General features: G+C 54.9%; 8 protein-coding genes and 1 riboswitch. All 8 genes read right to left on the bottom strand.

The window, feature by feature from the left end:
* Nucleotides 1–337: 337 nt before the first annotated feature.
* Nucleotides 338–1,264, bottom strand: a complete 927-nt coding sequence (locus ACZ5N7_RS17325; protein WP_464655864.1) for an ArsR/SmtB family transcription factor — start codon at nucleotides 1,262–1,264, stop codon at nucleotides 338–340.
* 308 nt (nucleotides 1,265–1,572) lie between these two features.
* Nucleotides 1,573–2,259 carry an ECF transporter S component gene (locus ACZ5N7_RS17320; RefSeq protein ID WP_464655863.1) on the bottom strand — a complete coding sequence of 229 codons (687 nt, stop codon included), beginning with the start codon at nucleotides 2,257–2,259 and terminating at the stop codon, nucleotides 1,573–1,575.
* A gap of 1 nt (nucleotide 2,260) precedes the next feature.
* Nucleotides 2,261–3,955, bottom strand: coding sequence for an ABC transporter ATP-binding protein (locus ACZ5N7_RS17315; RefSeq protein ID WP_464655862.1), 1,695 nt, complete (start codon nucleotides 3,953–3,955; stop codon nucleotides 2,261–2,263).
* Nucleotides 3,928–4,815, bottom strand: coding sequence for an energy-coupling factor transporter transmembrane component T (locus ACZ5N7_RS17310; RefSeq protein ID WP_464655861.1), 888 nt, complete (start codon nucleotides 4,813–4,815; stop codon nucleotides 3,928–3,930). The genes ACZ5N7_RS17315 and ACZ5N7_RS17310 overlap by 28 nt, the downstream gene beginning before the upstream one ends.
* On the bottom strand, nucleotides 4,812–5,666 hold the full coding sequence (locus tag ACZ5N7_RS17305) for a DUF4430 domain-containing protein (protein ID WP_464655860.1): 855 nt from the start codon (nucleotides 5,664–5,666) through the stop codon (nucleotides 4,812–4,814). The genes ACZ5N7_RS17310 and ACZ5N7_RS17305 overlap by 4 nt, the downstream gene beginning before the upstream one ends.
* A 502-nt stretch (nucleotides 5,667–6,168) precedes the next feature.
* A complete protein-coding gene (locus ACZ5N7_RS17300; protein ID WP_464655859.1) occupies nucleotides 6,169–10,722 on the bottom strand; it encodes an S-layer homology domain-containing protein in 4,554 nt (1,517 codons plus the stop codon).
* A gap of 529 nt (nucleotides 10,723–11,251) precedes the next feature.
* Nucleotides 11,252–11,438, bottom strand: a riboswitch (cobalamin riboswitch).
* A gap of 79 nt (nucleotides 11,439–11,517) precedes the next feature.
* A complete protein-coding gene (locus tag ACZ5N7_RS17295; protein ID WP_464655858.1) occupies nucleotides 11,518–12,687 on the bottom strand; it encodes a benzoate/H(+) symporter BenE family transporter in 1,170 nt (389 codons plus the stop codon).
* Between the two features lie 30 nt (nucleotides 12,688–12,717).
* The gene (locus tag ACZ5N7_RS17290; protein WP_464655857.1) at nucleotides 12,718–13,917 is read right to left on the bottom strand and encodes a hydroxyacid-oxoacid transhydrogenase; all 1,200 of its coding nucleotides are present in this window, start codon (nucleotides 13,915–13,917) and stop codon (nucleotides 12,718–12,720) included.
* Nucleotides 13,918–13,938 lie beyond the last annotated feature (21 nt).

Genomic DNA, 13,938 nt, shown 5'->3' with positions numbered 1-13,938 from the left:
AACGAACTGGGATTCCGTCATTTATGACCAAAACGCTGGTTGGAATGGGTAAAAAGCCTGTTTTCCCAAAATAGAGGAATTGTATTCCGTTAATGTGAGTCGGGGAGCGGGAAATCTGTGAATAAGGGAATAAAAATCCGTTAATGCGTGAGCGCTAACCCCGCTTGGCGGAACACGCCGGGCTATTTGGCGTTTTGAGGCTCACATGACTGCCGCAAATGCACCATTCACAGCAGCAGCTCCTGCCACTACAGGGATCCCGCTGCACTCGCATTTATTACTTTACTGTCAAAAGTGCTGTTCAATTTACTTTGGGTGCTGCGTGCGGCAATCCCAGCTATTCATTCACGTAATACACTTTCATTTTAATATCCTGGTCGAAATCCCCGAATTCTCTTCCAAACAGGTTGATACCGCCCTTATGAACCGCTTCCGTTTTTACGCCGATCTTAAAACTGATCGAATCGCTCAAGGGCAGCTTTAAATCGGTGATATTTACGCTCGAGATCGGCACATCGTCCACAGAGGATTTGGTCCTGTCAATTTTCCAGGTTTTCAATAAGCCGAACTGCGTGCTGTTTTCAGACCACCAAGCCGGATTAAGCCGTCCCCTCCTTCCGCCAAAATCGCCTGGACACGTCCAGGTCCCGATCTCAATGTCGTTCACCCACACGGTGATGTCCGACGGCCAATCATTGTCGTAGCTTGGGGCTTCCGAGCAAAGTTCCAAGCTGAATTCCAGCGACTCGATCCCGGCCTTATTGGAAACTCCAAGCGGAAACTTGTACTCCACATAACCTTTTCTAAACCAAATGAGTTGGGCCGTCACGCGGTGGGGATGAAAAAAGCTGGAAGGTTGATCTTCCGGCACAATCATCTGCTGTGAATTCGCCATACCGCAGGTGGGACTGACGAAGCAGTCGACAAACTGTCCCAAGGGCATATCAATTTCGTATTTGTTTTTATAGTTTTGCAAATAAGTGCCGGGATTCAAATTCATATGCACATCGTGAAAGCTTCTGCTGCACACTTTCATGACTCCCCGGATGCCTGGTTGCAATTCAGTCAAAATAAGCCCGGCCTTTTCCAGTATCCTGATGTGGGAGGCAGCCGTAGAAACAGGGATTTGGATTGATTCCGCAATTTCGATTATGTTCATATTCCTGTTGTTCAGCAGCTGCAGAATTTTTATACGGACCTCAGAGGATAAGGCATGGGCCACTCGTACAAGCTCTTCAGGCTTATTTATGTCTAATTTAAGCATAGATTCCTCCGCATGCTAAACCGTACTTTGATTCACTGCCTAGCCAGATGTTTATTATTGGTAATTGTACTTTTATTCCAGGTTGTTGTCTATCCGCAGCTTCCGGATATATCAAATTCTTCCATTCCTCCAGGAAATCGGTAAAGAGGAGCATTAGCGACTTTTTGTCCAATAGCGACCGAGGGCCGGTTTGTAAAGTGATTTTTTCCAATTTAATTATGGGCCAATGTAACTAATGATTGACCCTGCCATGCCGCGCAGAAATCCAGGCAGCAGAGTCGAACCATAGATCGACCCCGCAGCTGACATTATTTTTCCAACAACCCGTACTTCCTTTTGTAGCGCTGCAAAATCTTGATCCACCCCGGACCGAGCACCGCCAGGAAAAAGACGTTGCTGAGGGCGTGGGCCAAATCGAAGTAAAAACTGGCGGCATAAGCAGCGAGCACCGCAGCCCAGGTCAGATCGCGCCCCATGTTGGCCAGCACCCAAATATTCATGATCCACCCGAAGAAAAAGCCCCAAACGAACCCGAAGGCCAGCAGCATAAAACGGTTTTTCAGCCAGCCCCACTGATACAGGATGCCCGCCGTCCAACCGATCATTCCCCAGCCGAACATTTGCCAGGGAGTCCAGGGGCCCTGCCCAAGAAACATATTGGACACCATCGCGGCCACTGCGCCAACCATGAAGCCCGTTTCCGGACCGAACACGAGAGCGGAAACGATGATGACAAACGAAGTGGGCTGCACGCTGGGCAAAGCGGCGAAAGGAACCCGGCTGGCGGCGGCTATCGCGGAAAGTACGGCCAGCAAAACGATCTCGCGGGCCTGAAGGGACCGTCTTTCAAAGCGCAGAAAAAACGGCACGATCGAACTGCACACCAGGAGCAGGGCGATGGGCAAATACTGCTCGTCTGTCGCCCAGGCCATGTAGGCAAGCGCGCCGACGAATAACAGGATTACGATGCAAAAAGCGAAACGGACGCGCGTCATTTCACTCCCACCTCAGCAGCTGGCTCATCGCCGTCGTGTAGTATAAGTTATCGCGGAAGAACGACGAAGGTGCCCCTTCGGCGGCGACCGTGCCGTCAAACATCATCGCACACCGGGTGGCATAGTCTGCGGCGAATTCCACGTCATGCGTGACCATGACAACAGTTTTGCCCATCCGCTGCAGCTCCCGCAGCCGCTCTCCCCAGCGGCGCTTGGCCGCAGGATCCAGCCCTTTCGTCGGCTCGTCGAGCAGCAAGAGACCGGGCCCAGACAGCATCACTGCCGCTAATGCCGCAAGCTGGCGCTCCCCCTCGCTTAAATCGTAAGGGTGTCTGCCGAGGACATCGCCAAGGCCGAACCTTTCCACGACATCCGCGATTGCTTCTGACCACCCGCCGTGCAGCGCCGCATTACGCGCCGGGAGAGTCGCGCGTTGGGAATCTCGGCCGGCGCCCCCCTGCTCAGACCGGGCCCCAGCCTGCTGAAGCTCAAGCAGCACCGTTTCCTCGATAAAATAGGTCAGCGGATTTTGATCCAGAAACCCTATCCGAGCCGCGCGTTCATGGGGCTTCCATTTGCCCAAGTCCTTCCCCTGGAGAAGGATTTTGCCTTTTTGCGGCTTCAGAATTCCTGCCATGGCTTTCAGCAAAGTAGTTTTACCGGATCCGTTCGCACCGAGTATAGCGAGCACCTCTCCGGTGTGCACACGGAGAGAAGCATTTTTCAGCACCGGCGCCTGATCTTGTGGACTGTACTGAAGATACAGATCCCTGCACTCCAGCAAAATCGTCCGATCACCAGAGCTGCTGCCCTCCGGCTCCGCAGCCGCTGTCTGCCGGACGCGCTCCAATGAGGGGAACTCCCGCAGCATTTGCCTGCCTTCTTTGACCGTAAGCGGAGTAAGCGGTGCCCGCTCATTCCGGCTCCCCGTCTCCTGCAAAAACAGCCTCGGAATCGGCGGAACAAAATCCTCCCACTTGCCATGCTCGTCCGACCAAAACGCTTGCACGGCTTCACGCGATGTTCCCGTGTACCTGATGGCACCATTGTCCATCGCTACCACCCGGTCAACGACAGGCAGCAGCTCTTCAAAACGGTGTTCTGCCACGATGACCGTCAGTCCAAGATCCTGATTGATCCGCTGCAGCATCTGGATCAGCTCCCGGGCCGCCAGCGGATCGAGCTGCGCCGTCGGCTCGTCGAGCAGCAGCAGCTGCGGCTGTAAAGCCAGCATCGAGGCCAGCTGCACGAGCTGCTTTTGGCCGCCTGACAGCTCAAACACGTGCTTGCCCAGCAGCGCCTCCAGCCCGAAATAATGCGACAGCTCGGCTGCCCGCCTCCGCATAAGATCGGTTGTAAACCCCACATTTTCCATCGTAAACACAAGCTCCGACAGCACTCTGTCCGTGACCGTCTGATTTTCCGGACTCTGCTGCACCATCCCGATATTTCTCGAAACATACCTGTCGTCATATGCCGAAAGAGGCTTGCCCTGAAAAAGCACCTGCCCGCTTCCCGCACCGACAGGCGTGAGCTCCTTCTTGATATGGCGGAGCAGAGTGGTTTTGCCGCAGCCGGAAGTCCCGCACAACAGCACAAATTCACCGGGTTCCACCGAAAGGTTGATTCCGTCCAGCACAGCGCGTTCCCCCGCAGCATATCGAAAGCTTAATTCTTGGATCTCCAGGATCGCCACAGCCACACCTCCCTTGCTTCCACGATGACCGGCACTGCCGCGTAAAGCGCAAAGCAGGCGAACGACAGCGTCTCCCACCCCTGCAGCGTCACAGTTCCAAGCGTCGGGAAAATCCGATAAGAGCCGTAGCCCAGAGACCGGAATACGACACAGCTTGCAAACAATGCCGATAAAAGCCCGAACAAGCCCCAATCCCGGGGCCGCATAACGAATTCCTCATAACGGCCGCGCGGGCCCGAGCCATATCCCTTCGCTTTCATCGCATCCGCCGTCTGCAGCGCCTCCTCGAGACTAAGGGTGAGCAGAATCTGCAGCAGCTTCATTCCGGCCGTCATTCGTTTGCGCAGGCTTCCGTGCCCCACCTCGACGCCCTTCATTTTTTGCACCGACGAAATTTCCGCCAGCCTTCGCCTTAACAGCGGAACAAAGCGCATCGACATGACGATGAGTAGCGCGATTTTCGGAAACAGCGACCCGAACAAATACAGGAACCTGGCCGGCGTGATCACCGAATTAAAAGAGATAAACAGCACCAGAATCACCAGCAGATTGACCGTAGAATAAATGCCGTAAGCGAGCGACTCTAACGTGACCGGCTGATCCCAAAGGTAAAACAAAATATGACGCCCCCGATGGGAAAACAGCGGATTGATCATCGCATACAGCACACTAACCGGAAGATAAAGCTTCAACATGCTTGCCAAGGCTTTGTGTTCCTGGTTCAAGGCGGCAAGCAGCGTCAAAAGCAGCAGAAGAGTTAAAATGTAAATCGGGTGGGTTACGATCATGCCAAGAATCATAACGCCCATATAAAAGAAAAAACAGGGAAACGGATGGAACGACCGGAAACCGCTGTTCATTTCTTTATCGCCCCTACGTCTTCTCCAAGGTTTAGCGTGTACAGCCATTCAAGCTTGTCGCCTGCCGACAGCTTATAAGAGCCCGCTCCCTGGCTTGGCGCGACGCCGTTTACTTTGTACACCCATCCGCTTTTGGGTCCCCCATCAAATTCGTACACGTTATCAATGCCTTGTACATATGCGAATGTTCCCTTGCCCTGGAATTCCATCTGGATCTTATTTTCTTTGGTCACCTGCCTGAGCGCATCCATCACCGTCATTCCTTCCTGAAAAGGCACGGAGATTTCCTTTAAAATGACCCCGCGCTTGCTGTCCCCTGTTATGCTGATTTGTAACGCGGTTTTCTCAGGAGTCTGAGCGGAGACGGGGGGCTGCTGTGTGGGTTGATGCGCTGCAGCAGTTCCTCCCGGCTGTCCGGGATCAGACGGCTGTGAGGCTGGCTGCCTGCCGGCTGCAGGCTGCTGCGAGGCCGACTGCCCGCCTCTGACGGGCGGTTGGGCCGCCGGTGCAGCCGGTGCAGGCTCCGCCCGGTTATTCGGCGGGCCCGCCTGCGGCTGAGCGTCGAGCTTGCCCGGCGCGGGCCTCACTTGCCCGGACGCTGTGGGCTCGGGCTGCTGCTCCGACTTGACCGCCGGGTCAGTCGGCTTGGCGGCCTCCGGCGCTGTTTCAGCGGACTTCGCCGCTTCTTGCGCAGGCGCAGTGCCTGCAGCATTGGCGTCGGAGCTGCCAGCCGGCGCTTGAGCTGCCTCTTGGGCGTGTGACGGCGTCTTAGCGGCCTGCGGCTGAGTTTGCGGACCGCAGCCTGAGGCAGCGAGCAGCACGGCGACAGCGAATATATATAAACTCTTCATCTGATCTCCTCCCTGTGACTTGTTGGACTAGAGTATTAGCAAATTTCTTTATGAATCTGGCCGCATTGCATTTTGTGCAGTGAAAAGAACCATATCCAATCAAATTCCGAGCACGGAGTGAACAAAATCCAACGGATGTGCGTGAATGATGTTGATTCGGTTAAAGGACTCCTTTTTTCATAAGTAAAACGCCTAACGGCTTCCTTTAGAACATTGCAGCCGAAATAAAGGAATTTTATTCCGCTAATGCGGCATTTCCCGGTTATTGCCCAGAATTAACGCACTGCGTTTCCGTTATTTATGGCCAAAAGGCTGACGTGGATGGGTAAAAAGACTGTTCGCCCAAAATAAAGGAATAAAAATACGTTAACGCCGCGAATGCACCATTCAGAGTAGTACCCGCCACTGCATAGAGCCCGCTGCCCTCAAATTTACACTATCTTTTCTTACAAAAAAAGGAAAGGAGAGCCCCTTCAAACCGGGCTCTTCTCATCCTGGGCAATTACTGCTTTTTTGTCAATTCAAAAGCTCTTACCGCTACGACAGCGGCCATCTCGCGAGTTGCCGGATCCAGCGGCAGGAACTGTCCGGATTCGTCGCCTTCCATCAGCCCCTTCTCCTGGACGGCCTGGATGAAAGGTACCGCATCCGGATACGAGTGGTTCAAATCAATGAAGCTTGCAGAACCGCTGCCTGCGGCTTGTAACCCCAGCGCCCTCGCCAGCATAATGGCCATCTCCTGCCGTGAAATCGCGGCCTCCGGAGCGAACCGGTCCGCGCTTATGCCTTCCACGATGCCTTTAGCCGCCGCTTTGCCCACATATCCCGCATACCATGAATCCGCAGCTACATCGGCGAAAGCGGTTTTACCGTCACCTGAAGGCGCTTCGCCCTGCAGCCTCAGCATTATCGCGGTAAACTGCGCGCGTGTAACTTGCTTTTTAGGCTCAAAGGTTGGAACCGCTGCACCGGTCCCCTCCATAATGCGGTAGACCGAAGCCTTCTGCACGAACGGCAGAGCCCAGAAGGCGATGTCCTCCTGGTCGGCATAAGCCGGTGCCGATGTTTGCGAAGCCGGAGCCCGAGGCGCCTGGCTCACTGGATTCAGGAACGCTTGATATGCACCGAGCGCCATTAATGCCTGCTCCGTGGCGATCACTTCCGCTTCCCCGCCGCTTTTGTGCGGGAATGCGCCGCTGCTCAGCTGCAGTCTGAGCAGGTAAGCCAGCATGCTCTTGCTTCCGGACTTGAAATATGGGCTGTTCACCGGATCAGTTCCGCTGACTGAAAGACCCCAGAGCACCTGTGCCGTGCTTTCCGCGTTCTCCGCTCCTTCTAGTGCAAAGCCGCCGTCTTCCGACTGCTTGGAGCCGAACCATTTGACCGCTTTCTCCATAGCGGTTTTTACTGCCTCCCGCTCTTTGTAAGGTGTTAGAGCTGCCAACGCGGCACCGGTCAAGTCGGGATTGCCCGCTTCACCCTTCATCAGCGGCCAGCTGCCGTCTGCATTCTGCACATCCAGAATCCACTGCAGCAGCTTCTCGCTCGTCCACTTTGCATCTGCGGGAATATGATATGCTCCTCCGTTCAAAGCGAGCAGCGCGTAGATTGGACCGTTGCTGCCCTGCGCTTCCATACGGTCGTTATTATAAATACGCTCGATCAGGTTGAAGCCGCCGATCAACTCCGGATTGCCGCCGGCCGCCTGCACGCTCAGCGCCAGCCTTTCATAGTCGGTTACGTTCCGGAATACGCCATTTTTCTCTTTCAGCCTGGCTTCAGCCGACGTAAGGTAATTCTCCGGAATGGCGACACCAGCTCTGCTCAGCGCGTAGGCTGACCAGTCGCTCAGCTCCGCTCCGCCCTTAAGCCATTTGGACGCCCGTTCAATGGACGGTCCGATTTCTTTGGCCGAATCAGACGCGACGGGCACCGCCAATCTGGACTTATTGATTACAGCGAATTTCGTAAAATGGTGCACGAGCCCGGTCACAACTCCCGTTTGGGCATCGATCACGGCCGGCACCGGAATCCACTGTCCCGTCTTCTCGTTCAGCCACACCAGCGCCAATTGATCCAGGCTTTCCGCCGCCACCGGTGTTTTTATCGAGATTTGTACCGGTTTATTAAACGACAGGCCCGTCGGGCCGAATTCATAAACCGGGGAAACGAGCTCACTGCGTCCGGAGATACTCAGCTCACTGACCGTAATGGCCGTGAACTTACTAAGCGCTCCTGCCGGAATCTGCAGCTGAATTTCTTCTTTGGCGTCAGCAATCACTGTCGCGGAATCCGCAAAAACCGCTTTTTCCATTTTAACCACATTGGCCGCCAGATCGTTCTTAAGCTTGTCCGCGGCATCAGCCGACATTTTTTTGTCCGCGTTCAGCACAACGGCCGGCTTGGCAATCTCGTCCACCGGCTTCGGGTTATCATAGGCCAGCTCCAGCTTCTGCACAGCATCCGCCACCGCAGAGCCGGTTTGCACTGCTTGCACTCCCGCACCTGACGCACCGGACGTTCCTTCCGGATCAGCTTCTTTATTCAAATCCTTCCCGCCGTTCAGGGTATACCGCCAAGCGACCGTATCGCCTGATTTCAAGATCACGGAATCCGCTCCCCTGCTCAGGTAGTTTCTGTTGAGCGCGTACATCCAACCGCTTAACGGCCCCCGGTCGAATTCCTTCAGTCCGTCAATGCCCTGTACGTACGCCGTCGAGCCCGAACCGGACGATTGGACGCGGCCGGCGCCCAATGCACGGATCAAAATGGAATAAGGCGTATCGCCGCTCCGCAATGAAACCCAAGTCGAAGACTGGATGGTCCCCATCCCGCTGTCTCCGGCTACTGATAAATTCACGACCGGATTTGCAGCGGCATCCGATCCTCCGCCTGCCGCCACGGTTCTCGGCCCGACGGTCACAGTCTGCGAGGTATGAACAATCTTCGGCCCTCCGCCGGTGACATAACCCGAAATGTCGAGCGTATACACTCCTTCGGGCAACCCCGCAAAAGTAGCGGTGCCTTGATTGTCGGTGACGGCGGTGAGGCCTCCGATTTTCACCTGAGCCCCGGCTGCCGGGGAAGGCGTATCGTAACCGAGCGTCTTGTTCACCTTGACGGTAAAGGATTCGCTCGCTTTAGGCTGCGCCGGATTCAGCGTAATGGAATCGACCAGATACGTTGTCGGATTCCACTTCGCGTCGTACCCGGCGTAATAGATGACGGCTTGATCGCCCGGCTGAAGCGTATAATCCGCCATTCCCACCTGTGGAATGCTCCATTTGCCCTGGCGGTAGACCGCATAACTCCAGGAATCGGCATCGGAACCGATCGATTTCACATACTTTCCGAAGCTGGCGCTCTCGATCTTGAAAGGCACCTGTTTACCGGCCAAAAGCTGTTGAACGCTGTCCAGCAAATTCGGGGAGCTCGCCGTCCCCACGGCGTATGTGCTTGAGGAGCCTTCAATTTGAATGGAGGCCGAGCCGATCTGAACGGCTTTGGTATCCGTTGCGATTTTCGGGGCCATCCCCGGCCGCTCGCCTCTCACAACGGCTTTATAGCTGCCGGCCGGCAGACCGGACGCGAATAGAGCGACCCCTTTACCGTCTGTCTGCACCTTTTGGCCGCCCAGCTCCACATACACGCTGGAAGCCACTGTCACATTCTCTCTGTTATATACCCAGTCCCATACCGACTGTTCTACTTTCACTTGCAAAGCTTGCCCGGCCACCGGCAGCGCGGGATCTACCGTGACCGATTTGACCACCGCAGTGTCAAGGCCGCTGTAGTAGAGATAAATTTCATCGCCGCTCCGCAGCTTGTAGTCAAACATTCCAAGATTATTCGTGTTGGCGTAATCCCATGAGCCCTGGCGTTTGACGTTATACAGCCAAAAAGCACTGTTACTGCCCTTGATTCCGGCTATCTCGGTGATAAAATGGCCCGGGCTCTCCGTCGGTGTAATACCTGCCTTCCCCAGCACCTGGATGACAGCGTCATAAGCGCTGCCCGCAGCTGCCGGACCTTCGGCAATAATCCCCGCCGGGCCGGCCACGTGCACCGTGACGCTGGCTGAGGACGGCGATACGATCCCGGCGGTCAGGACAGCATCGTACGATCCACTGCTGCCGCCGGTAAACGTGTGGTAAGCGGCCAAGGCCATTAGCGCCTGTGCGGTGGCACCCGCGTTGGAAGGGCCGCCGGCCACGTGGGCGAAGCCGCCGTCGCTCTGCCGATAGCTGAACAAATAGCTGAGCGGATTGCCGTTCGCCTTCGTGAAACTCGAACCGCGGGCATCGATGCCGGCAGCGGACAAGGCCAGAATGACCTGCGAGGTGCTTTCCGAATTTTCCCCAAACTCGTAAAATCCTCCGTTTGCCAATTGATGCGAGGACAGCCATTGAATGCCGCCGTCGATCGCCTGCTGTACTCCGGCAAGCGTTTTGTATTTGGAGAGCGCGTTTATGGCAGACGCTGTAATATCTACGCTGCTGGCTCCCCCGGCTGCGAGCGGCCAACCGCCGTCAGCGTTTTTTTGCGCAAGCAGCCAAGCGGCGATTTTATCCGGATTCCACCTCTCAGTTAACGGAATATTGTAATTGCCGCTGCCGAGCGCCAGCAGCGAATAAATCGCGCCGTTGGTTCCCTGCGCGGTCATCACGTCGCTGTTATAAATACTCTGAATGAGATTGTACGAATTCGATCCGGCGGCGATCTGTTCCGGATTGCCCCCCGCCGCCTTCACAGCCAGCGTTATCCGGTCATAGTCGGTGACGCTGCCGTAACTTCCTCCGCTCTGCTGAAGCTTACTGCCGACCGAAGCCAAATACGAATCCGGCACCGGCTTCCCGGCTTTGGCCAACGCGTACGCATCCCAATCCGTGAGCGTATTTCCATCTGACGCCAATATGTAGCCTGCAGCGTCCTCTATCGCCTGGGGAACAGCAACAAGCCCCTTTGCGGCCCCATTCGCGTGCGCCGGCAGCAGTCCGCCAAGCATGGATATTATCAGGCACCAGCTTAGCAGAAACATGCTTATCCTTTTAATCAATCTCTTACTCTCCATCTGTTTTACATTCTCCTCTCATACAATTCTCAATAAGAAGTCCCATGTCTTGTCTAATTCTCGTTCAAGCAGAGGGTTGCATGCGATATAGCGGATTTCCGAGGCGTTATTCTTTTCTCTATTGTGCAAGCTCATCTGATAACGCCGTTTGGAGGCTCTATTTCGCTGAATCCCCCTTCCCTGTAGTTCAAACGACCAAATAAAGCCTTAACAATCCGTTATCGATCGGATTCTTCTCATTGGTTTGATGAATAACGCCCTGGAACTCCGCTATTCTCCAAAAACACCAGTAGATCCAGCAGTGTAGGTAGGTAAAAACTGCTGTCGTACGAGCCGTTCCCCTTCGGCCACCCTTGCCATTTAGTTGATCCCGCATCGTAAGCAGAGAAAACTGCTGCAGTAGTCAACTAAAAAAGCACCCCTATGAAAGGGATGCCGAAATGCGCATTGACTTGCAGGCGGAATTACGTGCCTGACGTAGAGCCGTTCCCCCCTCTCCTATTTTCGCGTAGGCGATGGTTCCCTCGAGTAGACAGATATCCTGACTTGCGGATCGTAGCCGGCTTCCGTCTTCCCGCCCCATAACCCAGGACAGTGACATGGTGGAAGCCGCTCCCCGCTTACAGTGGCGCGACCGTGCCGGATTCTCACCGGACTTCCCTGTTCATCGAACACGCGGGACCTGCAAGCTCCCCGTTCGATCTCTTTCGAGTAAATCATTCAATTATTTTAAAGATAACACGAACCTATTTCCTCGTCCAACCTTTTTTGGGGCCGAGTCTACGAATCTTGCAAACCCGCATCTGCGTGAACCCCCTCATTCAAAATCTTTGCCGAAACCACTCCGAACAGAAGGGCCCACACCGGCGAAGCCACGCCAAGAAAGGAAATGTTGGACACGGCGATGGCAAACGCAAAAACAGTGGAATAACGGTAGGAAGAAGCGGAAAAAGCGGACTGCAGGCTGTTCATCAGCACGCCCACCAGGGCAAATCCGGCAATAATGGTAATGAAAGGCATTGGCAGTACCTCAATGACTGCAATAGCCGCCCACGCAAACAGACCGAACAGGACCACGATTCCCCCCGAAATGACCGCCGCCCAGTACCGCTTCTCTTTGGGTCCCGCCTCCTCCTGGCTGCATACGGCGCTCATCATGCCGCCGACATTGGCCGCGTGTCCTCCGAAAAAGCCAACCAGCGCAGTGGCGAACCCTGAAAAAACCAGCATCTTGCCCACGGGCAGCTCGTAGCCGTTTTTTCTGAGGGCGGCGAGAGCCACCGCGATATCGTTGCTTAATATGAGAAAGGCGACAGGAATCGTAATCGCCACAAAACCGCCGGCAGTAAAGGACGGCGCTGCCGTTTGCGGCAGCATTGGCGCCGCCGGCTTGATCGGCGGCAAAGAACCGCTGATCAGCAGCCCGATGACGCCGAACGCCAGAACGCCAAGAATCGGCGGAATTTTTGCGGACAACTTCGGCACGATCAAAAATCCGAACAGCGCGAGGCTTCCGATCAGCGGGGCCTGCTTCAGAGCCGGGACCATTTTCACAATATAATTCAGAACCAATCCCGCTAGCATCGCGTCAAGCATCGGTCTGGGCACGAAGCGGAGCGCTTTTTCGAATAGGCCCGACATTCCTACCAGAGCGACGACGGCTCCCGCCATGATATAGCTGCCTGCCAATTCGGATAACGGGAACCGGGCGGCGGCAGTGCTCAAAAAAGCCGCCGCCGTAATAGAGTGGGCACCGGCTATTGGAATTTTATAAATCAGAGGCAGAACCAGACACATCAAGCCGCCGAAAAAGTAGATCGCAAAAATCCAGGAAATGAGCTGGGGCCTGCTGAAGCCCGCGGCGTTTGCCGCGTCGATCACAATCACAGCCGGACCAGTGCAGCACATCACGGCGGATAATATACCGCTCGATACATTTTGCGAGTTCAAATACGGCACCTCCTGATCTGCCCTCATGAATTAAAACGCTTTGCTAAGAATCGATTCGAATCCTTCCTGTCCGGGGACCCTTGGATTATTGCGGACCAGGCGGACAATAGGAAGGGCGTTCTCGGCAATGCCGGGGATGTCATTCTCCGAAATCCCGATCTGCGAGAGTTTGACAGGAAGACCGATCTCCTGAACAAGATTTAGAACACAGCCGGAGGCGGCCAAGGCCAATTCCCTTTGCGATTTGCCTTCCGCACCAATGCCAAACGCAAGAGCGATCTTTGCCATTTTTTCCGGAACAACAGAGGTATTGTACTCCATCACATACGGCAACAGCAATCCGGTCACTTCTCCATGCGGGGATTTGACCAGGCCGCCTATCGGATAAGCCAGCGCGTGGGCAGCCGCCGTTCCCGCGTTGGAGAACGCAAGTCCCGCTAACAGACTTCCCAGCAGCATGTTCGATCTCGCCTCGAGATTGCTGCCTTGTTGTACCGCTTTAGTCAGGTTGCCGACTATAAGCTCGATGGCCTGAAAGGCCAAAGCATCGCTGATCGGGAGAGATCCCTGGAAAAGCAGTTGCCCTTCGGCTTGAATGTATGCGTACGGTTTGGCAGTGAAAGCTTCGATCGCGTGCGCCAGAGCGTCTATTCCGGTGCAGGCAGTGACATATGGCGGCAAACCGACGGTCAATTCCGGATCAAGCAGCGCTACGGCCGGACGGAGATAATTGTCGGATATCCCTATCTTGATGTTGTTTTCGACATCCGTCAAGACGGCAACAGACGTCACTTCCGAGCCGGTGCCCGCTGTAGTGGGAACAGCAACAAGCGGCGAGATCGGACCAGGCACTTTATTTTCTCCGAAGTAATCCTTCGGGTGTCCTCCGTGCTCAAGAAGCAGAGCGACTACTTTTGCCAGATCGATGCTGCTTCCCCCGCCGAGTCCGATAATCGCGTCCACTTCTTTCGACCTGGCGAATTCAAAGCAATCCAATGCGGTTTGAACCGGCGGCTCAGGCACTGCACTGTCAAACACCTCAACCCCATAACCGGCCTGCTCCAACAAACAGATGACCCTATCCGCAATGCCGGCTGCTTTGATTCCCGGATCCGTGACCAGGAAAACTTTTTTCGCTTTTAAACGTTGAAGTATGCGGTCAAGCTCTATGATAGAGCCCTGTCCAAACACGATTTGTTCCGTCGAAAAAAATTCCCACGTCTTTCTCATACTGTCTCCCCTTTTCTTAAC

The sequence above is a fragment of the Paenibacillus sp. JCM 18996 genome (assembly GCF_055392555.1).
The sequence above is the reverse complement of the archived record's forward strand: the minus strand, read 5'-3'. Positions and strand labels throughout refer to the sequence as shown.

What these genes read in the sequence shown, in the direction of transcription:
- ACZ5N7_RS17325 (WP_464655864.1), bottom strand. Translation starts at nt 1,264, where the DNA reads ATGCTTAAATTAGACATAAATAAGCCTGAAGAGCTTGTACGAGTGGCC.
- ACZ5N7_RS17320 (WP_464655863.1), bottom strand. Translation starts at nt 2,259, where the DNA reads ATGACGCGCGTCCGTTTCGCTTTTTGCATCGTAATCCTGTTATTCGTC.
- ACZ5N7_RS17310 (WP_464655861.1), bottom strand. Translation starts at nt 4,815, where the DNA reads ATGAACAGCGGTTTCCGGTCGTTCCATCCGTTTCCCTGTTTTTTCTTT.
- ACZ5N7_RS17305 (WP_464655860.1), bottom strand. Translation starts at nt 5,666, where the DNA reads ATGAAGAGTTTATATATATTCGCTGTCGCCGTGCTGCTCGCTGCCTCA.
- ACZ5N7_RS17290 (WP_464655857.1), bottom strand. Translation starts at nt 13,917, where the DNA reads ATGAGAAAGACGTGGGAATTTTTTTCGACGGAACAAATCGTGTTTGGA.